Origin of the sequence: Aquihabitans sp. G128, from assembly GCF_019048865.1 — a bacterium.
Taxonomy (GTDB): Bacteria; Actinomycetota; Acidimicrobiia; order Acidimicrobiales; family Iamiaceae; genus Aquihabitans.
This window is the reverse complement of sequence record NZ_CP077604.1, coordinates 1,550,284-1,575,534: the sequence shown is the minus strand read 5'-3', so window position 1 is coordinate 1,575,534 and position 25,251 is coordinate 1,550,284. Positions and strand designations below refer to the sequence as shown.

Genomic DNA, 25,251 nt, shown 5'->3' with positions numbered 1-25,251 from the left:
ACCGACCCTTTCGGGATCGGTCCGTACGGTCGCACTCGACAAGGAGCGACCATGACCGAGCACCTCGACGAGGCGAACCGCAACCCGCAGCCCTGGCACCTGCCGGGCGCCACCGCCACCCCGCCCTCCCCGTCGGGCTGGCCCGCCGCTCCTGCCGCCCAGGGCCCCCCGGCCCCCTACCAGCCTCCGACGGCCCCCGCCGTCGGCACCCCAGTGGCGTCCCGCCCGCCACTGGCCGACCGCCCCTCCATGGGGTGGGCGGCCGCTCCGCCCTTCGGCCCACCGACGATGCCTTCGGGAGCAGGCGTCGGCGGTGGGTCGGGGGCTGGCAGCACCCCGTCGGGCGAGCGCCCCTCCCGCAAGGGCCGCTCGAGCCTCGCCGTGCTCGCCGTGGTCGCTGCCTTCGTGGCCGGCGCCGGCGGGGTGGCGGTCGGCAAGGGCCTCAACGACGACGGCGGCACCACCGGCACCACGCAGACCACCGCCGTGGCCAGCCAGCCGGTCAGCACCGTGCCCGGCCCCGTCAGCGGCGACGCCAGCGAGCCCGCCGAGGCCGTCGCCAAGGCCCTCGCCCCGGCCGTCGTCCAGATCGAGACCACCGAGGGCCTCGGCTCCGGGTTCATCTACGACAAGAGCGGCCTGATCCTCACCGCCGGCCACGTGACCGACGGCGCCAAGACCGTCACGGTGCGCCTCGCCGACGGCACCAAGACCACCGGCAAGGTCCTGGGGCAGGACGACAGCACCGACGTCGCCGTGGTCAAGATCGACGCCAGCGACGACCTGCCCGTCGCCGCCCTCGCCACCGGGGTCGACCTCCAGGTCGGCCAGACGGCCATCGCCATCGGCAGCCCGTTCGGCCTCGACCAGACCGTCACGGCCGGCATCGTCAGCGCCGTGGGCCGCTCGTCCGAGACGCCCGGCGGGGTGATCCCGGCCATCCAGACCGATGCCCCGATCAACTCCGGCAACTCCGGCGGTGCGCTCGCCGACCGCCAGGGCCGGATCATCGGCATCAACGACTCGATCATCACCGGCGGCTCGGGCTCCACCGGGAACGTGGGCATCGGCTTCGCCATCCCCATCGACATCGCCAAGGACGTCGCCGACAAGATCGTCGCCGGCAAGTCCACCGACGCCGGCTTCCTCGGGGTCGGCGGCGCCGACGCCACGGGGGACCGGGCCGGGGCCGCCATCACCAGCGTCGAGTCCGGTTCGCCCGCCGCCGACGCCGGCCTCAGCACCGACGACGTCGTCACCGCCGTGGACGGCCAGAAGGTCTCCTCCATGGTCGACCTCGCCGCCGCCGTGCGCACCAAGGCCCCCGGCGAGAAGGTCACCCTGACCGTCCAGAGCGGCGGCAAGGAGCGCTCGGTGGTGGTCACCCTCGGCACCGCCCCCGCCAACGAGGGCTCCAGCTCCGGCACCAGCGGCTCCGGTTCCGGCAGCGGCTCGGGCAGCGGCTCCGGGAGCAACCCCTTCGGCAACTAGCCCAGGTCTGCCGGGGCCAGGTTCCGCCCCCTGGCCCCGGCACCGACCGCCCACCGACCGACGTTCCCTCCCTCGTCTGGCCGGTGGGCGGTCCTCTTCCTCGTCGTAGCCCGGGTCGTCGCGCCTCGCCTGCTCGCCGCGCACCGGCCTCCGGCGGACCTCGCTGGCGCTCGGTTGCCTCGTCGTGCGGCTCCTTCGTCGCGAGCGGGTCGGCGATCGTCAGCTCTTCCTTCCGCTCTCGGGACTCGCTTCGCGTCGTCCCGGGCCGCTCGGGCCCTCGCGCCTCCGGCGAACAGCCACCGGCGACCGGTGGGCACCGGGTGCCGCGCCCGGGACCTCGGTTGGCGAGGGTTCTGGCTCTCGATGCCGGCTGCATCGAGGGCTGCTCGGGGTGCCGGCCGGCGAGGCCCGCCGCGTAGGCTCGCCGTCTCATGACCTTGCTCATCGTCATCGCCGTGCTGGCCGTCGTCCTGGTGGGGACGGGGGTGTTCTTCGTCGTCTCGAAGGGGCGGTCGTCGGGGCCGGAGCTGGAGCCGCCCCGCACGGGCGGGGTGCTGGCGCCGCCACGGCCCACCGAGGTCGTCGAGGCGCCGGTCGACGAGACGGGCACCCTGGTGGAGGAGCCGCCGGTCGTCGAGCCGGAGCCCGTCCCCGAACCGCCCAAGCGGCCGTCGTTCCGGGATCGGCTGGCCAAGGCCCGGGCCACCTTCGCCGGCTTCCTGGGCCGGGCCAAGATCGACGAGGAGACCTGGGACGCGCTGGAGGAGGCGCTGATCCGCGCCGACCTCGGCGTCGGGCCGGCCACCGACCTGCTCGACACGCTCCGGGCCCGGGTGAAGGACGAGGGGCTGGAGACGGGCGACCAACTCGTCGAGATCCTGAAGGCGGAGATGAAGTCCCGGCTGCAGGTCGAGGACCGCAGCCTCCACGTCGACGAGGGGCGCACCAACGTGTGGCTCTTCGTCGGGGTGAACGGCGTCGGCAAGACCACGACCATCGGCAAGCTGGGCAAGCGCCAGGTGGATGCCGGCCACTCGGTGGTGATGGCCGCGGGCGACACCTTCCGGGCCGCCGCCGCCGAGCAGCTCGGCACCTGGGCCGAGCGGTCGGGCGCCACGCTCGTCCGGGGCGCCGAGGGCGGCGATCCCAGCGCCATCATCTTCGACGCCATCGAGTCGGCTGCCGCCAAGGGCGCCGACCTGGTGCTGGCCGACACCGCCGGCCGCCTCCACACCAAGAGCAACCTCATGGAGGAGCTCAAGAAGGTGCGCCGCGTGGCGGACCGGGACCCCGGCCACGTCACCGAGGTGCTGCTGGTCATCGACGCCACCACCGGCCAGAACGGCCTGGTGCAGGCCAGGCAGTTCACCGAGGCCACCGAGGTCACCGGCGTGGTGCTGACCAAGCTCGACGGCTCGGCCAAGGGCGGCATCGTCTTCGCCATCCACACCGAGCTGGGCATCCCGGTGAAGCTCGTGGGCCTGGGCGAGACCGCTGACGACCTCATCGACTTCGACCCCGACGCCTTCGTGGACGCCCTCTTCTCCTAGGCAGCTAGGTTCGGCAGCGGCCGAACCCCTCGACCCCTCGGAGCCCCACCGTGTTCAAGCTGCTGTTCCTGCCGTTCCGGCTCGCCATCGGGTTCCTGAAGCTGTCGGGCGTCAAGGGCTCGCTGCTCCTGCTGCTCGGCGTGGGCATCGGCCTCCTGATCGCCCCGCAGAAGGGCGAGCGCCTGCGGGCGCAGCTCCTCGCCAAGCTGGCCGACGCCCGCGCCGGTGCCGCCGGCGTCCCCGCCGACCAGGACCTGTCGCTCTAGCTGTAGTGACCCGGTAGGTCGTTGACGCGGCTGATGGGTGGGCCGCCGACGGCGGTGTGGTGCCGGTGATGGTTGTAGAGGTGGAGCCAGTCGTCCAGGGCTGCGGTTCTGGTGGCGTTGTCCGGCCAGGGCTGCACGTAGGCCCACTCGTCTAGGAAGGTGCGGTTGAACCGCTCGACCTTGCCGTTGATCTGAGGCGAGTAGGGCGGGATCGACCAGTGCCGAGCACCGGCCTCGCCGATCGCGTCTTGGAAGCGGGCGCAGAGGTACGCCTTGGCGTTGTCGGTCATGACCCCGGTGACATCGATGCCGTGGTCCGCGTAGAAGGCTCTCGCCCTGCGCCAGAACGCGACGCAGGTGTCGGCCTTCTCGTCAGGGTGGATCTCGCTGTAGGCGAGCCGGGACTGGTCATCGACCGCTGAGTGGATGAAGTCCCATCCTGGGCCACGCTTGCGGTTCGGGCGGCTCTCTCGGCCGTGGACCCGCCAACCGCCGCCGTCGGGAACCCGGCCAAGCTTCTTCACGTCGACATGCACCAGCTCGCCCGGCACGCTCCGTTCATAGCGACGGATCACCCGACCTGTCGGCCGGTCCATCCACGCGAGGCGGTTCAGACCGAGCCGACACAGCACCCGGTGGACCGTCGACGCCGGGACCCCGAGCCGGGCGGCGATGCGCACCGGACCGAGCTTCAGTGTCCGCCGGAGGTCCTCGATTGCGGACTCGAGCTCGACGGGGCTGCGATGCGGACACGACCGGGGCCGGCTCGAACGGTCGATGAGGCCGGCTTCGCCGTCGTCTTGCCACCGCCGCCACCACTTGTACGCGGTCGGGCGGGAGATCCCCATCTCCGCAGCCACATGGGCGACTGGTCGGCCAGATTCGATCCGCATCACCAACGTGAGCCGGCCAACGGGCGTGAGCCGAGCGTTACCGTGCACTTCGAGCCTCCTGGTTCGAGCGTGGGTCCTAGACAGCTCCACACTCGCCCAGGGGGCTCACTTCATGCTCGGACCGGTGTCAACAAGGTCCGTGGTCACTACATCTAGCGGGCTCCGCCGGCAGCGTCGGCGGCTCCGGGGCGGCGGTGGTCGTCCGGTAGGATCGCACCCTCATGTTCGAGTCACTGTCTGACCGTTTCGACGGCATCTTCAAGAAGCTCCGCGGCAAGGGCCGCCTGAGCGAGTCCGACGTCGACGAGGTCCTGCGGGAGATCCGCCTGGCCCTGCTCGAGGCCGACGTCAACTTCACCGTGGTGCGGGGCATGGTCGCCCGCATCCGCGAGCGGGCCATCGGGATGGAGCTGCACGGCGCCCTCGACCCCGCCCAGCAGGTCATCGACATCGTCCACCAGGAGCTGATCAGCACCCTGGGCGGCGAGACCATCCGCATCACCTACGCGCCCAAACCGCCCACCGTCGTGCTCATGGCCGGCCTCCAGGGCTCGGGCAAGACCACCAACTCGGCCAAGCTGGCCCGCTGGTTCAAGGCCCAGGGCCGCAACCCGATGCTGGTGGGCGCCGACCTCCAGCGCCCCGCCGCCGTCGAGCAGCTCCGCACCCTGGCCCGCCAGGTCGACGTGCCGGTGTACTCGGCGCCGGACGACGTCGTGGCCTCGGGCGTGGGCGACCCGGTGGAGGTGGCCCTCGGCTGCATCGCCGAGGCCCGCCGCCTCGGGCGCGACGTCGTGATCGTCGACACCGCCGGCCGCCTCGCGATCGACGCCGAGCTCATGGAGCAGGTGCGCCAGATCTCCGAGGCCACCAAGCCCGACTACACGTTCCTCGTGGTCGACGCCATGACCGGCCAGGACGCCGTCACCGTCGCCGAGAACTTCCACCAGACCCTGGCGCTCGACGGCGTCATCCTCACCAAGCTCGACGGCGACGCTCGCGGCGGCGCCGCCCTGTCGGTGAAGGAGGTGGTGGGCAAGCCCATCGCCTTCGCCTCCACCGGCGAGAAGCTCGACGAGTTCGACCTGTTCCACCCGGACCGCCTCGCCGGCCGGATCCTCGGCATGGGCGACATCCTCACCCTCATCGACAAGGCCAAGGAGGCCTTCGACGAGAAGGAGGCCGAGGAGGCCGCCAACCGGATGCTCGAGGGCCACTTCACGCTGGAGGACTTCCTCGAGCAGATGGCCCAGGTCAAGAAGATGGGCAACCTCGGCAACCTCATGAAGATGATGCCGGGCATGCCGAAGGAGCTCCGGAACCAGGAGATCGACGACCGGGAGCTGGCCCGCATCGAGGGCATCATCCACTCGATGACCACCGCCGAGCGACGGGACCCCAAGCTCATCGACGGCTCGCGCCGGCTGCGGATCGCCAACGGCAGCGGCGTGACCACCTCCGAGGTGAACGCCCTCCTCAAGCAGTTCGGGGAGATGCAGAAGATGATGAAGGGCATGGGCGGCATGCTCGGCGGCGGCCGCAAGAAGGCCAAGAAGGGCAAGGGCAAGGGCGGCGGGCGCACCACGCCGAAGGGCGGCAAGCCGCAGCTCACCCTTCCGCCGTCGGGCGAGCCCAAGACGCCCTTCCGGCTCCCCGGCCTGTAAGGGCCGAGCCCCCCCACGTTTGCGCCAGGGCCTTCCCATGGCGCACCATGGCTGGTCGGTCATGACGCCCAGCGCATGACCACCGAGATCGCACGCACGTACCTGGAACAGGAAAGAAGAGCATGGCCGTCAAGCTCCGCCTCATGCGGATGGGCAAGAAGAAGCAGCCCACCTACCGCGTCGTCGCCGCCGACTCGCGGTCGCCCCGCAACGGCCGGTTCATCGAGATCGTGGGCACCTACCAGCCCCGTCTGGACCCGTCCGTGATCCTCATCGACAACGAGAAGGCCCTCAAGTGGCTGCGCAACGGCGCCCAGCCCACCGAGACCGTCGAGCGCCTGCTGAAGGTGTCCGGCGCCTGGGCCGAGTTCAAGGGCGAAGCCCCGGTCGCCGCTGCCGCGGCCGCCGAGTCGTGAGCGACGCCGAGACCACCGACCCCGTCGTCGACGAGGTCGTCGAGGACGACGCGGCCGCCGAGGGCGGCGAGCCGGCGGCCAACGCCAAGTCGGTCCTCGAGTACCTCGTGAAGCAGGTCGTCGACGACCCCGAGGCCGTCTCCGTGTCCACCTCGGAGGGCCGCCGTGGCGGCATCCAGCTCGACGTGCGCGTCGGCGAGGGCGACATGGGCCGCGTCATCGGCAAGCGCGGGCGCATCGCCCAGTCGATCCGCACCGTCGTGCGGGCCGCCGCCGTCAAGGACGACACCACCGTCGACATCGAGTTCGTCGACTGAGCTTCGGCTCCTCCGGCGCCCCGGCGCCGACCACCCGCATGGACCTCCTCGAGATCGGCCGCATCGGCAAGGCCCACGGCCTGAAGGGCGAGGTCACGGCCGTCATCACCTCTGACCGCCCCGAGCGCACCGCGCCCGGGGCGGTGTGGTTCCTCGACGGCCGCCCCGTCACCGTCACCGCCATCCGGCCGTTCCAGCAGCGGTGGATCGCCCTGCTCGCCGGCACGGCCACGCGCGAAGCCGCCGAGGCGCTCAGCGGCACGGTGATCCACGGCGAGCCGATCGACGACCCCGACGCCCTGTGGGTCCACGAGCTCGTGGGCGCAGTGGTGGCCACGCCCGACGGCCGGGAGTGGGGCCAGATCGTGGCCATCCTGGCCAACCCGGCCGACGACCTGCTGGAGCTGGCCGACGGCACCCTGGTGCCTGCGGGCTTCGTCACGGACGCCACCGGCCTTCCGGCCCGGGTGGTGGTCGACCCGCCCGAGGGCCTGCTCGGCGCCGAGGACTGACCCCGGCGACGCCGGTCAGGCGTCGGTGGTGTGCTCGACCGTGGTGGTCGTGGTGGTGACCGTCGCGTCGGGCTCGACGGCGGCGACCGTGCCGGTGGTGTCGACGACCGCGGCTTCGGCGGCCACCGCAGGGGCCTCCACGACGACGGTCGTGGCCTCGGGCTCGGGATCGGTGTCGCCGCGCAGGCCACGCTCGTACTCGCGCTTGGCGCCGCCGAGGCCCTTGGCCAGCTGGGGCAGCTTGGCCCCGCCGAACAGGACGAGGGCGATCACCAAGATGATCAGCAGTTCCGGGGGTCCGACATCCATGGTGTGCTCCTCAGGGGTCCGTACCGCCAGGTCCGAAGCTACCGCTGTGCGCGGATGACGCGGCCGCGCCCCGGCCGAGGCGGGCGGCGCCGCGGGCCCGCTGTGCCACGCTGGCGCCGATGCGGATCGACGTCTTCACCATCTTCCCGACCCTGGTGTCGGACTTCGCCGGCCAGGCGCTGCTCGGCAAGGCCCAGGAGCGCGACCTGCTGGACCTGCGCGTGCACGACCTGCGCTCGGAGACCACCGACGTGCACCGCACGGTCGACGACTCGCCGTTCGGCGGCGGCGCGGGGATGGTGCTCATGGCCGAGCCGGTCTTCGCCGTGGTCGAGCGGGTCCAGCCACCCCGGCCGCTCCTGCTCCTGGGGCCCGGCGGGCGGCGCCTCGACCAGGGCTTGGCCCGCGAGCTGGCGGCCGGCGACGGGTTCAGCCTGCTCTGCGGGCGCTACGAGGGCGTGGACGCCCGGGTGACCGAGCACCTGTGCGACGGCGAGCTCTCCATCGGCGACTACGTGCTCGGCGGGGGAGAGGTGGCGGCCATGGTGGTGCTGGAGGCCGTGGGCCGCCTGGTGCCCGGGGTCATGGGCAACGCCTCCTCCGGCGAGGACGAGTCCTTCAGCGACGGCCTGCTCGAGTACCCCCCACTTCACCCGCCCCGCCACCTTCCGCGACTGGGACGTGCCCGATGTGCTGCGCTCGGGCGACCACGGCCGCATCGCCCGCTGGCGGCGCGCCCAGGCCCTGGCCCGCACCCGTGACCGGAGGCCGGACCTGCTGGCCGCTCGAGGCGGCCTGACGGCGGCCGACGCGAAGCTCCTGGCCGAGTTCGACCTCGCCACGCGGCCCGAGGACCCCACGCCCTGACGGCTGCGTGACGGCTCCGGGACGGTCGCCGGAGTTGGCCCGCTCCCCGGTGGGCGTCTAGCTTTGCCCTTCGTCGTTCGGGCCGTTGGGCCCCGGGCGCACCCTCGAGTCTCTTCCCAGGATCACGTGATGAACCGCACCGACCTCATCGACCAGGCCAGCCTTCGGACCGACCACCCCGACTTCGCCCCTGGTGACACCCTCAAGGTCCACGTCCGCGTGGTCGAGGGCAACAAGCAGCGCGTGCAGGTCTTCCAGGGCGTGGTCATCCGTCGCCAGAACGGTGGCATCCAGGAGACCTTCACGGTCCGGAAGCTGTCCTACGGCGTCGGCGTCGAGCGCACCTTCCCGCTGCACTCGCCGATCATCGAGAAGATCGAGATCTACACCCGGGGCGACGTGCGCCGGGCGAAGCTGTACTACCTCCGCGATCGCATCGGCAAGGCCGCCAAGGTCAAGGAGAAGCGCGACTGGTGATCGCGGGTCCGCACGGCTGCGTGCCGGTGGACCGGTCCCGTTCGTCAGACCCGGGGCGTACCATCGGAGCGTGACCATGGTCTGCTCGCCCATCCGCCCGCCGCACCCTCGAGGTGCCCGGTGAGCGCCGACGACCTCGAGCAGTACGAGGCCGAGATCGAGCACCAGCTCTTCCAGGAGTACCGCGACGTCTCTCCCACGTTCCGCTACGTCGTGGAGACCGAGCGTCGCTTCTACCTCGCCAACTCGGTCGACCAGGTGGTCCACACCGACGGCGGGCGCACCTGGGTCGAGGTCGAGCTGCGCGACGCCTGGGTCTGGGACATGTACCGCCAGACCAAGATGCGCTTCGTGCCGTCGGTCCGCATCGTCACGTTCAAGGACGTGAACATCGAGGAGCTCGCCAAGACCGACCTCGACCTGTGACGGCGGCCCGGCAGCGGCTGGGGGCGGCGGGGGAGGACCGGGCGGCGGCCTGGTACGAGGCGGCGGGCTACGCGGTGGTGGCGCGCAACTGGCGCTGCCGCGACGGCGAGCTCGACCTGATCTGCGCGATCGACCGGTGCATCGTGGTGTGCGAGGTCAAGACGCGCAGCTCGCTGGCCTTCGGGCACCCGGCGGAGGCGGTGACGGCCACCAAGCAGCGCCGGATCCGGGGGCTCGCCGCCCGGTGGCTGGCCGAGGGCGACCCGCCGTTCGCGCCGCACTCGGTCCGCTTCGACGTGGCGGCCGTGCTGCCCAGCGGCGTCGAGGTCATCCAAGGCGCGTTCTAGGGCCCCGTCAGCGCCGGCCGGGGCGACGCCGCGCCCGGTGCTCCCAGCAGCCGTGGTGCCAGTGGCGGCGGAGGTCGGCGTCGGCGGCGGCGACCGGCACGGCCACCACATGGCCGGTGCCGGCCGGGATCTCCTGCTGGCAGCCGGGGCAGCGGTAGGCCTTGCGGGCCTGGTAGGGCTGGACGCGGGTGACGGTGACCTCGTCGTCGCCCGGTGCGCTCACCCGAGGAAGGCCCAGGCGAGGAGGAGCACGCACGCCAGCACGGCGCCCGCCACCATGGCGTAGTCGGCGGGGGTGCGCTTGTGGACGCGGTGCGGGTTGAAGCCCATGGGCCTCAGTATGGTCGGCCCATGGCAGCCACCAACGCCCAGCCGGCCGACACCGAGCACCTCCGCACCGAGCTCGTCGACGGGGTCGCCACGGTCACCCTGGTGAACCCGCGGCGCAAGAACGCGATCAACGACGTGATGTGGGGCCAGCTCACCGCGGCGTTCGGCTGGGTGGCCGCCGACGCCGCCGTCCGGGCCGTCGTGGTCACCGGGGAGGGCACCGACTTCTGCGCCGGTGCCGACCTCGGCGAGGCACCGGAGCGCCACTGGCTGGCCCACATGCGCTACGTCAACCAGGCCTGCCTGGCCCTGCACGCCGTGCCCCAGCCCACCCTCGCCCGCATCGACGGCGTGGCGGTGGGCGCCGGGCTCAACCTGGCGCTGGCGTGCGACCTGGTGGTGGCCTCGGATCGGAGCCGCTTCTCCGAGATCTTCGCCAAGCGCGGCCTCTCGCTGGACTTCGGCGGCTCGTGGTTCCTGCCCCGGCGCGCCGGCCTGCACAAGGCGAAGGAGCTGGCCCTGCTGGCCCCCATCATCGACGGGGCCGAGGCCGAGCGCATCGGCCTGGTGAACCGGGTGGTCCCGGTCGCCGAGCTCGACGCCCTGGTGGAGGACTGGGCCCGGCAGCTCGCGGCGGGGCCGCCGATCGCCCTGGCGCAGTCGAAGGCGCTGCTCGATCGGTCCTCGACCTCGACCCTGGCCGAGGCGCTGGCCGCCGAGGCGGCGGCCCAGAGCGTCAACTTCGGCACCGGCGACACCGCCGAGGCCATCGCCGCGTTCATCCAGAAGCGCGAGCCCCGCTACACCGGCCGCTGAGGGCGGCTCGCTCCCCCTCGGCCTTTCCGCTGTCACTGCCCAGCGGTAGGGTGCCGGCGGCCTCCTGCGCGGGGCCGATCCTCGCCCGGCGTCCCGGGCTGCGCTTCGTCGGCCGGTGTCAGGGCCCTCCTCCTCGTTCCGAGTCGAGGGCCCCGCGGTGCGGGGCCGAGGAGGTCACCGCCGTGACCGCGAGCATCCCCGCTGCCATCGTCCGAGGCGTCGACGGCCACCCCGTCACCGTCGAGGTCCACGTCGGGCCCGGCTTGCCCGGCCTCACCATCGTCGGCCTGCCCGGCGCGGCGTGCCGCGAGGCGCGGGACCGCGTCCGTGCCGCGGTGCTCGCCGCCGGCGTGAAGTGGCCGGTGCAGCGCATCACCGTCAACCTGGCCCCGTCGGGCACCCGCAAGGCCGGGGCCGGCCTGGACCTGGCCATGGCGGTGGGCGTCCTGGTGGCGAACGGCGACCTCGAGGCCGCTGCGGTCGCCCGCATGGGCTTCCTCGGCGAGCTGGGCCTCGACGGCACCGTCCGTCCGGTCCCCGGCACCGTGCCGCTGGTCGACGCCGTCGAGTGCGACGAGGTGGTGGTGGCGGTGGCCTCGGCCCCCGATGCCGTCCTCGTCGAGGGCCCGAAGGTGCGGCCCGTCGCCACCCTGCTCGAGCTGGTGCTCGCCCTCCGGGGCGACGAGCCCTGGCCCGACCACCCCGTCGTCGGGGTCGGCCAGGAGCTGGCGGAGGTCCTGGACCTGGCCGACGTGCGGGGCCAGCCCGTCGTGCGCCGCGCGCTGGAGGTGGCGGCGGCGGGCGGCCACCACCTGCTCATGGTCGGCCCGCCCGGCGCCGGCAAGACGATGCTGGCGAGCCGCCTCCCGGGCCTGCTGCCCGACCTCGAGCGCGACCAGGCCATGGAGGCCACCCGGGTGCACTCCGCCGCCGGCCTCTCGCTCGGGGGCGGGCTGGTGCGCCGGCCCCCGTTCCGGGCCCCTCACCACACCGCCACCATGGTGGCCCTCGTGGGCGGGGGCACCGAGGCCATGCGCCCGGGCGAGGTCTCGATGGCCAGCTCGGGGGTCCTCTTCCTCGACGAGCTGGCGGAGTTCAACCCCACGGTGCTCGACGCCCTGCGCCAGCCGCTGGAGGAGGGCGTCATCCGGATCAGCCGCGCCCGCTTCTCCGCCGAGCTGCCGGCCCGGGTCCTCCTCGTGGCCGCCATGAACCCGTGCCCGTGCGGGGAGGCCGGTCGACCCGGGGCGTGCCGGTGCCCCGTCGGGCTGCTGGTGCGGTACCAGCGCCGGTTGTCGGGGCCGCTGCTCGACCGCTTCGACCTCCGGGTCGACGTCCTGCGACCGGAGGTGCAGCAGCTGCTGGGTGGCGAGCCGGGCGAGCCCACCGCGGTCGTGGCGGCGCGCGTGGTGGCCGCCCGGGCGCGGGCCCAGGAGCGGGGCGTGCGGGCCAACGCCGAGCTGCAGGGCTCCGAGCTCGAGCGGTGGGCGGCGCTGGCCGACGACGCCCACGCCTTGCTGACGACGGTCCTCGGGTCGGGGCGGCTCAGCGCCCGCGGCCTCACCCGGGTGAAGCGGGTGGCGCTGACGCTGGCCGACCTCGACGGCCACGACGGCCCGCTCACCGCCGGCCACGTCGGCACCGCGCTCCAGCTCCGAGCCGACGTGGTCGGGGTGCAGGGGCTGGTGGCATGAGCGCCGAGGACCTCGCGGTCGACGACCTGGTGGCCGCCCACCTCGTCGCGCTGGCCTCGGTCTCGGGGATCGGGCCCGCCACCCTCCTGCGCTGCCACCAGGAGGAGGGGGCCGTCGAGGCGTGGGCGGCGCTCGTGGCCGGCGCGCCGGAGCGGGTCGCAGCCCTCGGTGCCCTGCTGCGGCCGCCCCGGCCGGTGGCCAAGGAGCGCCTGGTCCACGCCGCCCGCCAGCTCGATCCGGGGTCGGAGCTGGCCCGCCACCGCGCCGCCGGCCGGCTCGTCCTGGTGCTCGGCCAGCCCGGCTACCCCCAGCGGCTGGCGGAGGACCCCGCGCCGCCGGCCATCCTGTTCGCCTCGGGTGGCACCGCCGCCCTCACCGGGCCGGCGGTGGCGGTGGTGGGGACCCGGAACGCCACCCGCGCCGGCCGCGAGCTGGCCCGGGCGTGGTGCGAGGAGCTGGCGCTGGTGGGCGTGGCGATCGTGTCGGGGCTGGCGCTCGGCATCGACGGTGCCGCCCACGAGGGGGCGCTCCGCGCCCTGGCCGGCGCCGGCCTCGGAGCGGGCCCGGCGCCGGGCCCCGCGGTGCCGGAGCCCGGCCGGCCGATCGGGGTCGTGGCGTCGGGCCTCGATGTCGTCTACCCGCGGCGCCACGTCGACCTCCACCGCAACGTGGAGGCGGCCGGCGTCGTGCTCTCCGAGGTGCCGCTGGGCGAGCGGCCGACCACCTGGAGGTTCCCGGCCCGGAACCGGATCATCGCAGGCCTGGCCGATGCCGTCCTGGTCGTCGAGTCCCGGGTCACCGGCGGGTCGATCCTCACCGCCGGCGAGGCGCTCGACCGCTCGACGCCGGTGCTGGCCGTGCCGGGCCACCCCAGCTCCCGCTCCGCCGCCGGCACCAACGATCTGCTCTTCGACGGGGCCGCCATCGCCCGATCGCCGACCGACGTGCTCGACGCCATCGGGCTGGCCCCGGCGGCCGTTCGCCCGTCCGCCACCGCCGGGGAAGTGGGCGGCGCCTCGCTGAGCCCGGACCAGCGCACGGTGCTGGCCGCGCTGGACGAGCAGCCGGCTGCGCTGCCCGAGGTGGTGGGGCGAACCGGGCTGAGCATCGAGGCGGTGAGCGGGGCCTTGCTCCACCTCGAAGCGCAGGGCCACCTCGCGAGGGTGGGCGGCTGGTATGAGCGGACCCGTCCCTACGCGCGTAGAGCACCTGGTGGCGGGCGGTGACGGCGCGTGCGCCGGGTCGCCCCGGGATCCGGATCACGGCGCCCCCGGGTTCGGTACGGTGGGGACGTGAGCTGGGACGTCGGTGGATTCCTCGGGACGCTCACCGCCGCGGCTCCCGCCACCATCGAGGCGTACCGGAGCGATCTCGCCGACTTCACGGCCTGGGCGGAGCGGTCCGGGGTGTCGGGGCCGGAGGCGGTCGACCGGCGCGCCCTGCGCCGCTACCTCGTCGACCTCGCCGATCGGCCGTCGGCGCCGCGCACCATCGCCCGTCGCACCTCGGCGCTGCGCCGCTACTTCCGGTGGGCCACCCGCTCGGGTCGGCTCGCGGTCGACCCCTCGGTCACGCTTCGGGCCCCGCGCGGCACCGGGCGGCTGCCGCGGATCCTGCACGACGAGCAGCTCGGGCAGCTGCTGGAGGAGCCGGTCCGCACCGGCGCCGAGCTGGCGGGCCCGGACGACCCGCGGTCCCGAGCGCGCCGGCTCCGCGACGACGCCGTGGTCGAGGTCCTCTACGGCAGCGGCCTGCGCGTGGCCGAGCTCTGCGGGCTGCGCCGCGGCGACCTCGACCTCGATCGTGGCCGCACCACCGTCTGGGGCAAGGGCTCGAAGGAGCGCGTCGTGCCGCTGAGCGAGCCGTCCGTGGCCGCGTTGCGGTCCTGGTTCGCCGACGGCCGGGGGGCCCTGGCCGAGCCCGGCGACGATCCCGAGGTGGTGTTCCTCAACCTGCGGGGCCGCCCGCTCACGCCACGCGACGTGCGCCGCATCCTCGATCGGCGCGCCGTGGAGCCCACCCACCCCCACGCCCTGCGCCACACCTTCGCCACCCACCTGCTCGACGGGGGCGCCGACCTCCGGGCCGTCCAGGAGCTGCTGGGCCACGAGGACCTGGCGACCACGCAGATCTACACCCACGTGAGCCGGGAGCGGCTGCGCCAGGTGTTCGAGCAGACTCATCCCCGTGCCTGATCAGCCGACGAGGTACCCATGACGGCCGACGGCATCGCAGAGCTCTGGACGAGCTACCGCGCCGCCCCCACCCGGGACCGCCGCGACCGCCTGATCCTGCACTACTCCCCGCTGGTCAAGTACGTGGCCGGCCGCGTGGGCGTCGGCCTGCCCCAGAACGTCGAGCAGTCCGACCTCGTGAGCTACGGCATCTTCGGGCTGATCGACGCCATCGAGAAGTTCGACCCCAGCCGGGGCTTCAAGTTCGAGACCTACGCGATCTCGCGCATCAAGGGCGCCATCCTCGACGAGCTGCGGTCGATCGACTGGGTGCCTCGGTCGGTGCGGGCCAAGGGCCGCTCGGTCGAGCGGGCCTTCTCCAAGCTGGAGGCCCGGCTGCGCCGGTCGCCCACCGAGCAGGAGCTGGCCACCGAGCTGGGCTACTCCGAGGCCCAGCTGCAGCAGGTGCTCGGGCAGCTGTCGCTCACCGGCATGGCGGCGCTGGACGAGATGCTCGGCGATCGCAGCGAGAGCACGACGCTGGCCGACACCATCCCGGACCAGGCCGCCGGGCCGGGGGCCCAGCTCGAGCTGCGCGAGATGCGGGGCCAGCTGGCCGAGGCCATCGAGCGCATGCCCGAGCGCGAGAAGATCGTGCTCACCCTCTACTACTTCGAGAACCTGACCCTCGCCCAGATCGGCCAGGTCCTCAAGGTCACCGAGAGCCGGGTCAGCCAGATCCACACCAAGGCCGTCCTCCAGCTCCGCAGCCGCCTGCAGGCTGCGCAGCGCGAGACCGCCTAGCCCACCGCGCCGGCGCCGCGCCGGGCCCCTCCGGCCGGCCGGGCTCGCGGGCAGGGGGTGCGGGGCGGTGACGGGCCTGCTCCACCGCGTGGCGGCGCTGGCCCTCTCGGTCGCCACGGCGCTGGCCCCGGGCCACCCGGCGGCACCCGGCGCGCCGGCGGCTCCGACCACCGCCTGCGCCGCCCGGAGCGGCCCGCCCGGCCCGCGCACCTACCGTCCGCCGCTGGCGGCGCCGGTGCGCGACCCGTTCCGGCCGCCGGCCCAGCCCTGGCTGCCGGGCAACCGCGGGTTGGCGTACGCCTCGGCGCCGGGGAGCCTGGTCCGGGCCATCGGCCCCGGCGTGGTGGCGTTCGCCGGGCCGGTGGCCGGGACCCTGCACGTCACCGTGCGCCACCCCGACGGGTTGCGGTCGTCGTACTCGTTCCTGGCCGCGGTGCGGGCCGTGGTGGGGGAGCGGGTGGCCGCCGGCCAGGTCGTCGGGGTGGCCGGCACCGAGGTGCACCTCGGCGTGCGCCGAGGCGATGCCTACCTGGACCCGGCCTCGCTCTGGGGGTGCACGGTGGGCGGCGGCCACGTCCACCTCGTGCCGGCGGGCGGAGGTCGTGGCGGCTGACGTGGCGGTCTTGGGCGGAGGGGCGGGCATCGCTACACTCGTCAGTCGGCCCGCCACCAGGGTGGGCCGCGCACACACCTCCGCCCGGGTCCTCCCACGGTCGCTGCCCCAGCCTCGCTGGAGCGGCGCGACGGTCCCGGGTCTCGCTCAACCGTTGGGAAGAGAGATCACCATGTCCGAGCCTGTCGTGACCATGAAGCAGCTCCTCGATGCGGGGGTGCACTTCGGGCACCAGACCCGTCGCTGGAACCCCAAGATGAAGCGGTTCATCTTCGGTGACCGCAACGGCATCTACATCATCGACCTCCAGCAGACGCTGAAGCGGATCGAGACCGCCTACACCACCATCCGCGACACCGTCGCCGACGGCGGCACCGTGCTCTTCGTGGGCACCAAGAAGCAGGCCCAGGACCCCATCCAGTCCTACGCCGAGAAGTCCGGCTCGCCCTTCATCAACCAGCGCTGGCTGGGCGGCATGCTCACCAACTTCGAGACCATGTCCAAGCGGGTGGCCAAGATGCAGGAGTACCGCCGCATGCGCGACTCCGGCGAGTTCGAGGCCATGCCCAAGAAGGAAGCCCTCCTCATCTCCCGCGAGCTGGAGAAGCTCGAGCGCAACCTCGGCGGCATCGCCAAGATGGAGCGCCTGCCGGACCTGGTGTTCATCCTGGACACCAAGAAGGAGCACATCGCGGTGACCGAGGCCAACAAGCTCGGCATCCCGATCGTGGCCGTGGTCGACACCAACTGCGATCCCGACGTCATCCAGTTCCCGATCCCGGGCAACGACGACGCCATCCGCTCCGGCACCCTCATGAGCCGCGTCATCGCCGACGCCGTCGAGGAGGGCCGCCACATGGCGTCCCGCAAGCCCGGCGCCCGCGCCGCCGCCGCTGCCGCCGCGTCGGCCGCCGCCGCGGCCGCCCCCAAGGTCCGCTCGGCCGACGAGGAGGCCGCCATCGCCGCCCAGCAGGCCGAGGCGCGCCGCCAGGCCGCCCAGGCCGCCGCCGAGCGCGAGGCCCGCATCGCCGCGCAGCAGGCCGCCCCGCAGCCCGAGGCCGAGGTCGTCGCGACCCCCGAGGCCACCCCCGAGATCGCGGCCACCGAGGCCGCCGAGACCACCGAGGAGACCACCCCCGATGCCTGAGTTCACCGCCAAGGACGTCCAGGCCCTGCGCCAGTCCACCGGCGCCGGGATGATGGACGCCAAGAAGGCGCTCACGGAGAACGGCGGCGACGCCGAGGCCGCCACCAAGTGGCTCCGCGAGAAGGGGTTGGCCAAGGCCGGCGCCCGCGAGGACCGGGACAACAGCCAGGGCACCGTCGCCGTGTCCCACGTGGGCAACGTGGCCGCCATCGCCGAGCTCAAGTGCGAGACGGACTTCGTCGCCAAGTCGGACCAGTTCTCCAGCCTGGTCACCGAGATCGCCACCCTGGTGGCGGCCGAGGGCGAAGGCGCGGAGGCCCAGAAGGCCCACGCCATCGACGACATGAAGGTCCTGCTCAAGGAGAACATCGAGCTGGGCCGCGTGGTCCGCATCGAGGCCGCCGACGGCAACGTCGTCGACACCTACCTGCACCGCCAGGACGGCCGAGGCGTGCTCGGCGTGGTCGTGGAGCTCGCCGGCGGGTCGGCCGAGCTGGCCCACGAGATCGCCGTGCACATCGCCTTCACCAAGCCGGGCTACCTGACCCGGGACGAGGTCCCCGAGGCCGAGGTCGCCGCCGAGCGCGAGGTGCTCGAGGGCATCACCCGCGCCGAGGGCAAGCCGGAGGCCGCCATCGAGAAGATCGTCGAGGGCCGCCTCACCGGGTGGTTCAAGGACCGGGCCCTGCTGGAGCAGCAGTACGTCAAGGACGACAAGCAGACGATCACGCAGCTGCTCGGCAGCGCATCGGTCGTCCGGTTCGCCCTGGTGGCGATCGGCGCCTGAGGTGAGCGACTCGCCGGCAGCAGACGCGACGGGCACCACGGCCGACGGGGTCACCCCCCGCTGGCCCCGCATCGTCCTGAAGCTGTCCGGCGAGGCCTTCGCCGGCACCGCGGGCTTCGGCATCGACGGCGCCATCGTGCGCCAGCTGGCCGAGGACGTGGTCGACGCCCGCTCCATGGGCGTCGACGTCGCCATCGTCATCGGTGGGGGCAACATCTGGCGGGGCATGACCGGAGCGGGGGCCGGCATGGACCGCGCCCAGGCCGACTACATGGGCATGCTGGCCACCATCATCAACTCGCTGGCCCTCCAGGACACCCTGGAGCAGCTCGAGCAGCCCACCCGGGTGATGACCGCGCTGCACATGGAGCAGATCGCCGAGCCCTACATCCGGCGCCGGGCCGAGCGCCACCTCGAGAAGGGCCGCGTGGTCATCCTCGCCGGCGGCCTCGGGGCGCCGTTCTTCACCACCGACACGCCGGCCGCCCTCCGGGCCGCCGAGCTCTCCGCCGGCGCCGTGATCAAGGGCACCCACTCCGGCGTCGACGGCGTCTACACCGCCGACCCGAAGCTCGACCCCACCGCCACGAAGTTGGACGAGATCACCTACATGGAGGTCCTCAACAAGGGCCTGAAGGTGATGGATCCCACCTCGATCACGTTCTGCATGGACAACGCGCTGCCGATCGTGGTGTTCGACGCCTTGCAGGTCGGCAATCTGCGCCGTGTCCTCACCGGCGTGGCGGGAGTCGGTACCCTGGTTCGGTGACCCCCGAGCCCACCGAACGCCGATGACCGACGACATGGCTGCCATGGTGCTCGACGACGCCCGGGAACGGATGGGCAAGGTCGTGGTCCACACCCGGGCCGACTTCGGCAACATCCGGACGGGACGGGCCGCCCCCGCCCTCGTCGAGAAGCTGCCGGTCGAGTACTACGGGTCCACGGTGCCGCTCCAGCAGCTCGCCGGGTTCTCGGTGCCCGAGGCCCGCATGCTCGTCATCACGCCGTACGACAAGACCTCCGTCGGCGCCATCGAGAAGGCCATCCGCATCTCGGACCTGGGCCTCAACCCCAGCAACGACGGCAACGCCATCCGCCTCTCGTTCCCGCCGCTCACCTCGGAGCGCCGCAAGGAGTTCGTGAAGGTCGTGAAGGGCATGGCCGAGGACGGTCGCATCCAGGTGCGCAACCTCCGCCGGGCCGGGCGCCAGGAGCTGGAGGCGTTCGAGAAGGACGGCGACCTCTCCGAGGACGAGCTCTCTCGCGCCCAGAAGGACCTCGACAAGCTCACCCAAGCCGCAGAAGCCGAGATCGACGTCGCGCTCGGCCACAAGGAGCAGGAGCTGCTCGAAGACTGACCGTGGTGCGTGGAGGCGATGCCACGTGCCGACAACCGATCGAGCCAGCGAGGCGGCGGGTGCCGCCGGCTCGACCCGCAGGACGCGACGCGTCGGCGGAGTTCCCCAGGAGGTCCCATGGACGACCAGCGCAGGTCCCGACCCGAAGACGACAAGCAGCCCCCTGCCGAAGGGGTCCGCATCATCGGCCCCGACGAGGCGGCCCAGGCGATCGAGCGCGGCGACGTCGCCGCTCGTCGCACCGACGCCGAGCTCCGCTTCGGCGACCGCCCGCCGGCCCCGCCCGCCGGGCCGCGGCCCGCGCTGCGGTTCCCGCTCGACGCCAGCGCCGATCCCACCCGGATCGAGCGCCCGCCCGTGCAGCCCGCACCGGACCCGGTCACCGGGCCCGTGGAGCTGCCGCACTGGACCGACCCGCCCACCGGCGAGGTGCCGGCGGTGCTGATCGGCGACGACTCGCCGCTGCTCGCCGACGACGGCGAGGACCTCGACGCCTGGTCGTCCTTCGCCACCTCCACCCCCCGGTGGCGCGACGCCGACGACGACTGGGCCGACGACGGCTTCATGGAGCGCCTGGCCGGCGACAGCGGCGAGGTGCGCGCCGGTGCCCTGGGCGACCAGGACGCCGAGCCCAGCCACGAGGAGTACTTCGGCTTCGACGACCTCGAGGAGCGCGTCGAGGAGCGCACGGCAGACGCTCCGGAGCCCGGTCCCCGCTGGGAGGCCGGCGACGACGACTGGAGCGCGTCCTCGGACCCCGAGGCCCCGGTCGAGCCGGCCGGCGGCTGGCCCGCCGACGAGGCGTGGACCGACGACGACGCCTGGACCGACGAGCCCGCCTCCGACGGCGCGCCCGCGGTGGCGATCGCCGATGGCGACGACGGCTACGACGACGACGACTACGACGACGGTCCGGGCGTGGTGCCCGGGCACGGTCCCGGCGGCGACCGCGACCTGACGACGGCCGTCGCCATCGGCGTGGGCATGGGGCTGGTGGCCATCCTGGCCTTCTCCTTCAGCTCGAAGCTCTCGGCGGTCCTCATCGCCGTGGTCCTGGGCCTCGCCGCCGTGGAGTACTTCGCGGTGCTCCGACGGGTCGGCTGGGAGTCCGCGCAGCTGCTCGGCATCGCTGCCTGCGTGGCCTTCCCGCTCGCCGTGTACTGGCGGGGGCCCTCGGCGTTCCCGCTCGTGGCGTTCCTCACCCTCGTGGCGATCCTGACGTGGTTCCTGGTCGGGGCGGGCGGGCGAGACCCGCGCGTGCTCGAGGGCACGGGGGCCACCCTGCTCGGCGTGGTGTGGATCGGCGGGCTCGGTTCGAGCGCGTCCGCCCTCCTGCGCATGCACGACGGCCGGGCCCTGCTGGTCACGGCGATCGTGGCCACGGTGGCCTACGACGTCGGCGGCCTGTTCATCGGCCGGGCCATGGGCCACCGCCCGCTCTCCGCGGCCAGCCCGAACAAGACCCTCGAAGGCCTCATCGGCGGCATGGGCTCCGCCCTGTTCGTGACGATCATCCTCATCGGGATCTACCCGAAGTGGGGCCCCTGGAACGGACCCGCACCTGCGGTGCTGCTCGGCCTCGGCGCCGCCGTCGCCGCCCCCCTGGGCGACCTGTGCCAGTCGTTGCTCAAGCGGGACCTCGGGGTCAAGGACATGTCGTCGCTCATCCCCGGCCACGGGGGCGTGCTCGACCGGTTCGACAGCATGCTCTTCGTGCTGCCCGCGGTGTTCTGGCTGGCCGTCACCGTCGGCCACGTGGTCGGCTGAGCTGCCGCCACCGGTGACCACCACCGTCTCGCTCGCCGGGTCCACCGGCTCCATCGGCACCCAGTCGCTCGAGGTCATCGCCGCCGAACCCGACCGGTTCGAGGTGGTGGCGCTGGGCGCGTCGGGACGCAACCTCGACCAGCTGGTGGCCCAGGCCGAAGCGGTCCGGCCACGCGTGGTCGCGGTGGCCGACGAGGCCGCCGCCGCCGAGGTCGCCGACCGGCTGCCCCAGGTCGAGGTCCGGGCCGGCACTGCCGGCTTGGCCAGCCTCGGCGCCGAGGCCGACGTCTGCGTGAACGGCGTGGTCGGCTTCGCCGGGCTGGAGGTCACCCTCGCCACGCTGCTCGCCGGCAAGCGCCTCGCCCTGGCCAACAAGGAGTCGCTGATCGCCGGCGGTCCGGTGGTGCAACGGGCCCGGCGCACGCCGGGGGCCGAGCTGGTCCCGGTCGACAGCGAGCACGGCGCCATCCACCAGTGCCTGCGCTCCCGCGACGAGTCCGGCCCCGCCCGGGTGCACCGCCTGGTGCTGACCGCCAGCGGCGGCCCGTTCCGGGGGCGGAGCAAGGACGACCTGGCGTCGGTCGGCATCGACGACGCGCTGGCCCACCCCACGTGGTCGATGGGCCCCAAGATCACCATCGACTCCTCCACGCTCATGAACAAGGGCCTCGAGGTCATCGAGGCGCACGAGCTCTTCGGTGCGCCGGCCGGGGACGCCGGCGTGGGCATCGGCTACGACCAGATCGAGGTGGTGGTCCACCCGCAGTCGATCGTCCACTCGATGGTCAGCTACACCGACGGCTCCACCATCGCCCAGCTCTCGAACCCCACGATGAAGCTGCCCATCGGCTACGCCCTCGCCTGGCCCGATCGCCTGGGCACGGCGTTCGGGGCCATCGACTGGACCGAGCTGGCGCGGCTCGACTTCGAGGCGCCGGACCTCGACGCCTTCCCGTGCCTGGCGCTGGCCTACCAGGCCGGTCGAGCCGGCGGCCTGGCCCCGGCCTGGCTGAACGCCGCCAACGAGGAGGCGGTCGCCGCCTTCCTCGACGGGGCCATCCGCTGGGTCGACATCGCCGCGATCTGCGCCGCCGTGCTCGACCGCCGCGACGACGCCGTCGCCACCACCTTCGACGACGTCGTCGAGGCCGACCGCCGAGCGCGAGCCGCAGCCCGTAGCGTGATGGCCGACCAGCACGTGACGAGGACGCCCACCGCATGACCGACACCGAGCAGCCCACCCCGCCGCCGGCCATCCCCGAGCCGCGATCGAACGGTCGCCTGACCAAGGCGGCGATCGCGCTCGAGACCCGCGGCGTCGGCGTCGATCCCGAGGGCGAGGGCGTGCCCCACGCCGGCCTGCGGCTGGCCGCCCTCCTGGCCGCCTTGGTGGCGCTGGGCATCTGGAACCCGTGGATGCTCGTCGTGATCACCGCGATCGTGGTGATGATCACCCTGCACGAGTTCGGCCACTACCTCATGGCCAAGCGAGCGGGCATGAAGGTCACCGAGTTCTTCCTCTTCTTCGGGCCCAAGATCTGGTCGATCAAGCGGGGTGAGACCGAGTACGGGATCAAGTGCATCCCGGCCGGCGCCTACGTGAAGATCATCGGCATGACCAACCTCGAGGAGGTGGCGCCGGAGGACGAGGCCCGGTCGTACCGGCAGAAGACGTTCGCCCAGCGGGTGAAGGTGGCCGTCGCCGGCTCCACCATGCACTTCCTGCTCGCCTTGGTGCTGATCTTCGTCGCCCTGTCGGTCACCGGCCAGGTGGGCGGCAGCGTCGACCCTCGGGTCCAGGCCAAGTCCTGGACCATCGGCAGCGTCACGCCCGGCACCGGCGCCGAGGCGGCGGGCCTGCGCGAGGGCGACAAGATCCTCTCCGTCGGCGGTTGGTCCGTGTCGACGTTCGACGACCTGCGATCGGTGGCGGCGCCCCGCAAGGGCGAGACCGTCCCGGTGGTCTACGAGCGCGACGGCGCCCGCCGCACCGCCCAAGTCGCGCTCAAGCCCTTCTACTCCTGGCACGTGGCCCGGGTGGTGCCCGGCTCCGGGGTCGCCGCCTCGGCGCTGGAGCCCTTCGACCAGGTCCTGGCCGTCGACGGCACGCCGCTGCGCACCGAGCGCAACCCCACGGCCCTCCTCCGGCGCCTGCAGGGCAAGACCGTCGACGTCACCTACGAGCGCGGCGCGCCGGACGCCGACCGCACCGCCCGGGTGGAGATCGACTCGCTCATCCTCGAGGGCTCCGAGGGCTACATCGGCATCGGCGTCGACTACCCGGCCGCCCAGCGCGTGGGCCTCCTCGAAGGGCTGGCGAAGGCACCGGTCGACTTCGGCCGGATCACGTCGCTCTCGGTCACCCAGTTCGGCCGCTTCTTCACCCCGAGCGGCATCTCCGACTTCGCCAGCCAGGTGGGCAGCGCCCGCACCGACGCCAAGGGCACCGAGCCCACGTCGAACGCCTCCGCAGCGAAGCTGCGGTCGGGCGGATCGGGGTCGGCGGTGGGGGAGAACCGGCTGCTGTCGATCTACGGCCTCGTCCGGGTCGGCTCCGACGTCGGCAGCGCCGATCCCGGGGCCCTCATCAACCTGTTCGCCCTGATCAACATCTTCATCGGCATGTTCAACCTGGTGCCGCTGCTGCCCTTCGACGGCGGGCACGTGCTCATCGCCGTCTACGAGAAGGTCCAGGAGAAGCGGCTCCGGCAGCGGCGGTACTTCACCGACGTCGCCCGCCTCCTGCCGCTCACCTACGTGGTGGTCTTCGGCCTCGGGCTCCTGTTCGTGTCGAGCCTGTACCTCGACATCGCCAACCCCCTGTCGTCATGAAGGACGGCGCCACCTCCCTGGCCACGCGGCGGCCCACCCGCCAGATCGTGCTGGCCCACCCGTCGAACCCGGTGGCGGTCGGCGGCGACGCCCCCGTGTCCATCCAGTCGATGACCACCACCAAGACCGCCGACGTCGAGGGCACCCTCCAGCAGATCTACGCCCTCGCCGGCGCCGGCGCCGACATCGTGCGCTGCACCTGCAACGACGCCGAGGCGGCGGCGGGCCTGGCCCACATCGTGCCCCGGTCTCCGGTGCCGATCGTGGCCGACGTGCACAACAACCACCGGATGGCGCTGGCCGCCCTCGACGCCGGGGTGCACTGCCTGCGCCTCAACCCGGGCAACATCCGCCGTCCGGAGCACATCAAGCTCATCGCCGGTGAGGCCAAGGATCGCGGCGTGCCCATCCGCATCGGCGTCAACGGCGGTTCGCTGGACGAGAAGCTGTACCAGAAGTACGGCGGGCGGGTGACGCCCGAGGCCATGGTCGAGTCGGCCCAGATCGAGATGGCGTACTTCGAAGAGGTCGGCTTCGACCAGATCAAGATCTCGGTCAAGGCCTCCAGCGTGCCGCTGATGATCGAGGCCTACCGCCAGCTGTCCGAGGCCACCGACCACCCGCTCCACCTCGGCGTCACCGAGGCGGGGCCGCCGCCCGCCGGCCTGGTCAAGGCCACGGCCGGCATCGCCGCCCTGCTGGCCGAGGGCATCGGCGACACCATCCGCTACTCGCTGACCGCCGATCCGGTCGAGGAGGCCCGGGCCGGGCGCCAGCTGCTCGAGGCCCTGGGCCTGCGCGAGCGCAAGGGCCTCGACCTCATCGCCTGCCCGTCGTGCGGGCGCGCCGAGGTCGACGTGATCAAGGTCGCCAACGACGCCCAAGCCGCCCTCGACGGGTTCCAGATCCCGATCCAGGTGGCGGTCATGGGGTGCGTCGTCAACGGACCGGGCGAGGCCCGCGACGCCGACCTCGGCATCGCCGCCGGCCGCAAGCGCGGCCACCTCTTCGTGAAGGGCAAGGTCGTCAAGGTCGTGCCCGAGGACGAGATGGTCGAGTCCCTCGTCGAGTGGGCCAACCTCATCGCCTCCGACGGCATCGAGGGCGCGCTGACCCACGCCGACTCCTCCGCCGCCGCCGAGGCCGACGCCGATCGGGCGGCGCTGCTCGACGAGCAGGGGGCCGACGCCAACGCGCCGGAGCAGACCGTCGAGCTCATCCGCAAGCACCTCGCCGACGGCTGACCCGACGGGGTGGTGGCGCCGAGGGCCCGAGAGATGTCGCGGCCCCCGGGTCCTGCTGTGCCAGGCTCTGCGCCCATGAACCGTCGTCTTCGCTCCGGCGCCGCTGGCGCCCTCGTCCTCGTCGCCCTGCTCGCCGGTTGCAGCAGC

The 25,251-nt window shown here is 73.2% G+C and carries 27 protein-coding genes and 1 pseudogene; 25 read left to right on the top strand and 3 right to left on the bottom strand.

What is annotated here, in order from left to right:
- Window positions 1–51: 51 nt before the first annotated feature.
- The 3 genes from KSP35_RS07490 to KSP35_RS07480 all read left to right on the top strand — a co-directional run bounded on the left by KSP35_RS07490 (window position 52) and on the right by KSP35_RS07480 (window position 3,307).
- Complete coding sequence (locus KSP35_RS07490; protein WP_217000499.1) at window positions 52–1,491, top strand: S1C family serine protease; 1,440 nt, start codon at window positions 52–54, stop codon at window positions 1,489–1,491.
- A gap of 431 nt (window positions 1,492–1,922) precedes the next feature.
- Window positions 1,923–3,041 carry a signal recognition particle-docking protein FtsY gene (gene ftsY / locus KSP35_RS07485; protein ID WP_217000497.1) on the top strand — a complete coding sequence of 373 codons (1,119 nt, stop codon included), beginning with the start codon at window positions 1,923–1,925 and terminating at the stop codon, window positions 3,039–3,041.
- Window positions 3,042–3,091: 50 nt separating this feature from the next.
- Window positions 3,092–3,307 carry a hypothetical protein gene (locus tag KSP35_RS07480; RefSeq protein ID WP_217000495.1) on the top strand — a complete coding sequence of 72 codons (216 nt, stop codon included), beginning with the start codon at window positions 3,092–3,094 and terminating at the stop codon, window positions 3,305–3,307.
- On the opposite strand, the gene KSP35_RS07475 is transcribed toward KSP35_RS07480, so the two are convergent.
- Window positions 3,304–4,200: an IS481 family transposase gene (locus tag KSP35_RS07475; RefSeq protein ID WP_254126950.1), complete on the bottom strand. Its 897-nt coding sequence runs from the start codon at window positions 4,198–4,200 to the stop codon at window positions 3,304–3,306. The two genes, KSP35_RS07480 and KSP35_RS07475, sit on opposite strands and share 4 nt — an antisense overlap.
- A 221-nt stretch (window positions 4,201–4,421) precedes the next feature.
- On the opposite strand from KSP35_RS07475, the gene ffh reads away from it, so the two are divergent.
- From ffh to KSP35_RS07455, 4 genes are all read left to right on the top strand, one after another.
- Window positions 4,422–5,864, top strand: coding sequence for a signal recognition particle protein (gene ffh / locus KSP35_RS07470; RefSeq protein ID WP_217000493.1), 1,443 nt, complete (start codon window positions 4,422–4,424; stop codon window positions 5,862–5,864).
- Window positions 5,865–5,986: 122 nt separating this feature from the next.
- Window positions 5,987–6,280: a 30S ribosomal protein S16 gene (gene rpsP, locus KSP35_RS07465; protein ID WP_217000491.1), complete on the top strand. Its 294-nt coding sequence runs from the start codon at window positions 5,987–5,989 to the stop codon at window positions 6,278–6,280.
- Window positions 6,277–6,597 carry a KH domain-containing protein gene (locus KSP35_RS07460; RefSeq protein WP_217000489.1) on the top strand — a complete coding sequence of 107 codons (321 nt, stop codon included), beginning with the start codon at window positions 6,277–6,279 and terminating at the stop codon, window positions 6,595–6,597. Before rpsP ends, KSP35_RS07460 begins: the two co-directional genes overlap by 4 nt.
- 38 nt (window positions 6,598–6,635) lie before the next feature.
- The gene (locus KSP35_RS07455) at window positions 6,636–7,109 is read left to right on the top strand and encodes a ribosome maturation factor RimM (RefSeq protein ID WP_217000488.1); all 474 of its coding nucleotides are present in this window, start codon (window positions 6,636–6,638) and stop codon (window positions 7,107–7,109) included.
- A gap of 15 nt (window positions 7,110–7,124) precedes the next feature.
- On the opposite strand, the gene KSP35_RS07450 is transcribed toward KSP35_RS07455, so the two are convergent.
- Window positions 7,125–7,418 (bottom strand): twin-arginine translocase TatA/TatE family subunit, encoded by a 294-nt coding sequence (locus KSP35_RS07450; protein WP_217000486.1) that lies wholly within the window; start codon window positions 7,416–7,418, stop codon window positions 7,125–7,127.
- 119 nt (window positions 7,419–7,537) lie between these two features.
- Here KSP35_RS07450 and trmD point away from each other — a divergent pair.
- The 4 genes and pseudogenes from trmD to KSP35_RS07430 all read left to right on the top strand — a co-directional run bounded on the left by trmD (window position 7,538) and on the right by KSP35_RS07430 (window position 9,535).
- Window positions 7,538–8,285: pseudogene (gene trmD, locus KSP35_RS07445) on the top strand (tRNA (guanosine(37)-N1)-methyltransferase TrmD).
- 129 nt (window positions 8,286–8,414) lie between these two features.
- A complete protein-coding gene (rplS, locus tag KSP35_RS07440; RefSeq protein WP_217000484.1) occupies window positions 8,415–8,762 on the top strand; it encodes a 50S ribosomal protein L19 in 348 nt (115 codons plus the stop codon).
- Between the two features lie 120 nt (window positions 8,763–8,882).
- Window positions 8,883–9,188: a DUF2469 family protein gene (locus KSP35_RS07435; protein ID WP_217000482.1), complete on the top strand. Its 306-nt coding sequence runs from the start codon at window positions 8,883–8,885 to the stop codon at window positions 9,186–9,188.
- The gene (locus KSP35_RS07430; protein ID WP_217000480.1) at window positions 9,185–9,535 is read left to right on the top strand and encodes a YraN family protein; all 351 of its coding nucleotides are present in this window, start codon (window positions 9,185–9,187) and stop codon (window positions 9,533–9,535) included. Before KSP35_RS07435 ends, KSP35_RS07430 begins: the two co-directional genes overlap by 4 nt.
- 7 nt (window positions 9,536–9,542) lie before the next feature.
- On the opposite strand, the gene KSP35_RS07425 is transcribed toward KSP35_RS07430, so the two are convergent.
- On the bottom strand, window positions 9,543–9,758 hold the full coding sequence (locus tag KSP35_RS07425; RefSeq protein ID WP_254127030.1) for a hypothetical protein: 216 nt from the start codon (window positions 9,756–9,758) through the stop codon (window positions 9,543–9,545).
- A gap of 128 nt (window positions 9,759–9,886) precedes the next feature.
- Between KSP35_RS07425 and KSP35_RS07420 the strand changes: the two genes are divergently transcribed.
- The 14 genes from KSP35_RS07420 (at window position 9,887) to ispG (ending at window position 25,104) form a co-directional block, all read left to right on the top strand.
- Window positions 9,887–10,681 (top strand): enoyl-CoA hydratase/isomerase family protein, encoded by a 795-nt coding sequence (locus KSP35_RS07420; RefSeq protein ID WP_217000478.1) that lies wholly within the window; start codon window positions 9,887–9,889, stop codon window positions 10,679–10,681.
- A gap of 182 nt (window positions 10,682–10,863) precedes the next feature.
- Complete coding sequence (locus tag KSP35_RS07415; protein ID WP_217000476.1) at window positions 10,864–12,375, top strand: YifB family Mg chelatase-like AAA ATPase; 1,512 nt, start codon at window positions 10,864–10,866, stop codon at window positions 12,373–12,375.
- Complete coding sequence (locus KSP35_RS07410; protein ID WP_217000473.1) at window positions 12,372–13,601, top strand: DNA-processing protein DprA; 1,230 nt, start codon at window positions 12,372–12,374, stop codon at window positions 13,599–13,601. Before KSP35_RS07415 ends, KSP35_RS07410 begins: the two co-directional genes overlap by 4 nt.
- A 66-nt stretch (window positions 13,602–13,667) precedes the next feature.
- On the top strand, window positions 13,668–14,570 hold the full coding sequence (locus KSP35_RS07405; protein ID WP_217000471.1) for a tyrosine-type recombinase/integrase: 903 nt from the start codon (window positions 13,668–13,670) through the stop codon (window positions 14,568–14,570).
- Between the two features lie 18 nt (window positions 14,571–14,588).
- Window positions 14,589–15,353: an RNA polymerase sigma factor WhiG gene (gene whiG / locus KSP35_RS07400; protein ID WP_217000469.1), complete on the top strand. Its 765-nt coding sequence runs from the start codon at window positions 14,589–14,591 to the stop codon at window positions 15,351–15,353.
- A gap of 67 nt (window positions 15,354–15,420) precedes the next feature.
- A complete protein-coding gene (locus KSP35_RS07395) occupies window positions 15,421–15,966 on the top strand; it encodes a murein hydrolase activator EnvC (protein ID WP_217000467.1) in 546 nt (181 codons plus the stop codon).
- Window positions 15,967–16,138: 172 nt separating this feature from the next.
- Window positions 16,139–17,113, top strand: coding sequence for a 30S ribosomal protein S2 (gene rpsB, locus KSP35_RS07390; protein WP_217000465.1), 975 nt, complete (start codon window positions 16,139–16,141; stop codon window positions 17,111–17,113).
- Entirely contained in the window at window positions 17,106–17,900 is a 795-nt protein-coding gene (gene tsf / locus KSP35_RS07385) for a translation elongation factor Ts (RefSeq protein ID WP_217000463.1), read from the top strand. Before rpsB ends, tsf begins: the two co-directional genes overlap by 8 nt.
- A 1-nt stretch (window position 17,901) precedes the next feature.
- Window positions 17,902–18,669: a UMP kinase gene (gene pyrH / locus KSP35_RS07380; protein ID WP_217000461.1), complete on the top strand. Its 768-nt coding sequence runs from the start codon at window positions 17,902–17,904 to the stop codon at window positions 18,667–18,669.
- Between the two features lie 34 nt (window positions 18,670–18,703).
- Window positions 18,704–19,261, top strand: a complete 558-nt coding sequence (frr, locus tag KSP35_RS07375) for a ribosome recycling factor (RefSeq protein ID WP_217002164.1) — start codon at window positions 18,704–18,706, stop codon at window positions 19,259–19,261.
- A 117-nt stretch (window positions 19,262–19,378) separates the two neighbouring features.
- Window positions 19,379–21,028, top strand: coding sequence for a phosphatidate cytidylyltransferase (locus KSP35_RS07370; RefSeq protein WP_217000459.1), 1,650 nt, complete (start codon window positions 19,379–19,381; stop codon window positions 21,026–21,028).
- A 13-nt stretch (window positions 21,029–21,041) separates the two neighbouring features.
- On the top strand, window positions 21,042–22,250 hold the full coding sequence (gene dxr / locus KSP35_RS07365; protein ID WP_217000457.1) for a 1-deoxy-D-xylulose-5-phosphate reductoisomerase: 1,209 nt from the start codon (window positions 21,042–21,044) through the stop codon (window positions 22,248–22,250).
- Window positions 22,247–23,860, top strand: a complete 1,614-nt coding sequence (locus tag KSP35_RS07360; RefSeq protein ID WP_217000455.1) for a site-2 protease family protein — start codon at window positions 22,247–22,249, stop codon at window positions 23,858–23,860. The genes dxr and KSP35_RS07360 overlap by 4 nt, the downstream gene beginning before the upstream one ends.
- Window positions 23,857–25,104 carry a flavodoxin-dependent (E)-4-hydroxy-3-methylbut-2-enyl-diphosphate synthase gene (gene ispG, locus KSP35_RS07355; RefSeq protein ID WP_217000453.1) on the top strand — a complete coding sequence of 416 codons (1,248 nt, stop codon included), beginning with the start codon at window positions 23,857–23,859 and terminating at the stop codon, window positions 25,102–25,104. The genes KSP35_RS07360 and ispG overlap by 4 nt, the downstream gene beginning before the upstream one ends.
- The last annotated feature ends 147 nt before the right edge of the window (window positions 25,105–25,251 follow it).

Bases quoted from the DNA above. Each gene is read 5' to 3' on its own strand.
- KSP35_RS07420 (WP_217000478.1), top strand. From the start codon at position 9,887: ATGGCAGCCACCAACGCCCAGCCGGCCGACACCGAGCACCTCCGCACC.
- whiG (WP_217000469.1), top strand. From the start codon at position 14,589: ATGACGGCCGACGGCATCGCAGAGCTCTGGACGAGCTACCGCGCCGCC.
- KSP35_RS07360 (WP_217000455.1), top strand. From the start codon at position 22,247: ATGACCGACACCGAGCAGCCCACCCCGCCGCCGGCCATCCCCGAGCCG.
- rpsB (WP_217000465.1), top strand. From the start codon at position 16,139: ATGTCCGAGCCTGTCGTGACCATGAAGCAGCTCCTCGATGCGGGGGTG.
- ffh (WP_217000493.1), top strand. From the start codon at position 4,422: ATGTTCGAGTCACTGTCTGACCGTTTCGACGGCATCTTCAAGAAGCTC.
- frr (WP_217002164.1), top strand. From the start codon at position 18,704: ATGGCTGCCATGGTGCTCGACGACGCCCGGGAACGGATGGGCAAGGTC.
- tsf (WP_217000463.1), top strand. From the start codon at position 17,106: ATGCCTGAGTTCACCGCCAAGGACGTCCAGGCCCTGCGCCAGTCCACC.
- KSP35_RS07410 (WP_217000473.1), top strand. From the start codon at position 12,372: ATGAGCGCCGAGGACCTCGCGGTCGACGACCTGGTGGCCGCCCACCTC.
- KSP35_RS07490 (WP_217000499.1), top strand. From the start codon at position 52: ATGACCGAGCACCTCGACGAGGCGAACCGCAACCCGCAGCCCTGGCAC.
- rpsP (WP_217000491.1), top strand. From the start codon at position 5,987: ATGGCCGTCAAGCTCCGCCTCATGCGGATGGGCAAGAAGAAGCAGCCC.
- KSP35_RS07455 (WP_217000488.1), top strand. From the start codon at position 6,636: ATGGACCTCCTCGAGATCGGCCGCATCGGCAAGGCCCACGGCCTGAAG.
- rplS (WP_217000484.1), top strand. From the start codon at position 8,415: ATGAACCGCACCGACCTCATCGACCAGGCCAGCCTTCGGACCGACCAC.
- ftsY (WP_217000497.1), top strand. From the start codon at position 1,923: ATGACCTTGCTCATCGTCATCGCCGTGCTGGCCGTCGTCCTGGTGGGG.
- KSP35_RS07370 (WP_217000459.1), top strand. From the start codon at position 19,379: ATGGACGACCAGCGCAGGTCCCGACCCGAAGACGACAAGCAGCCCCCT.
- KSP35_RS07450 (WP_217000486.1), bottom strand. From the start codon at position 7,418: ATGGATGTCGGACCCCCGGAACTGCTGATCATCTTGGTGATCGCCCTC.
- ispG (WP_217000453.1), top strand. From the start codon at position 23,857: ATGAAGGACGGCGCCACCTCCCTGGCCACGCGGCGGCCCACCCGCCAG.
- KSP35_RS07475 (WP_254126950.1), bottom strand. From the start codon at position 4,200: ATGCGGATCGAATCTGGCCGACCAGTCGCCCATGTGGCTGCGGAGATG.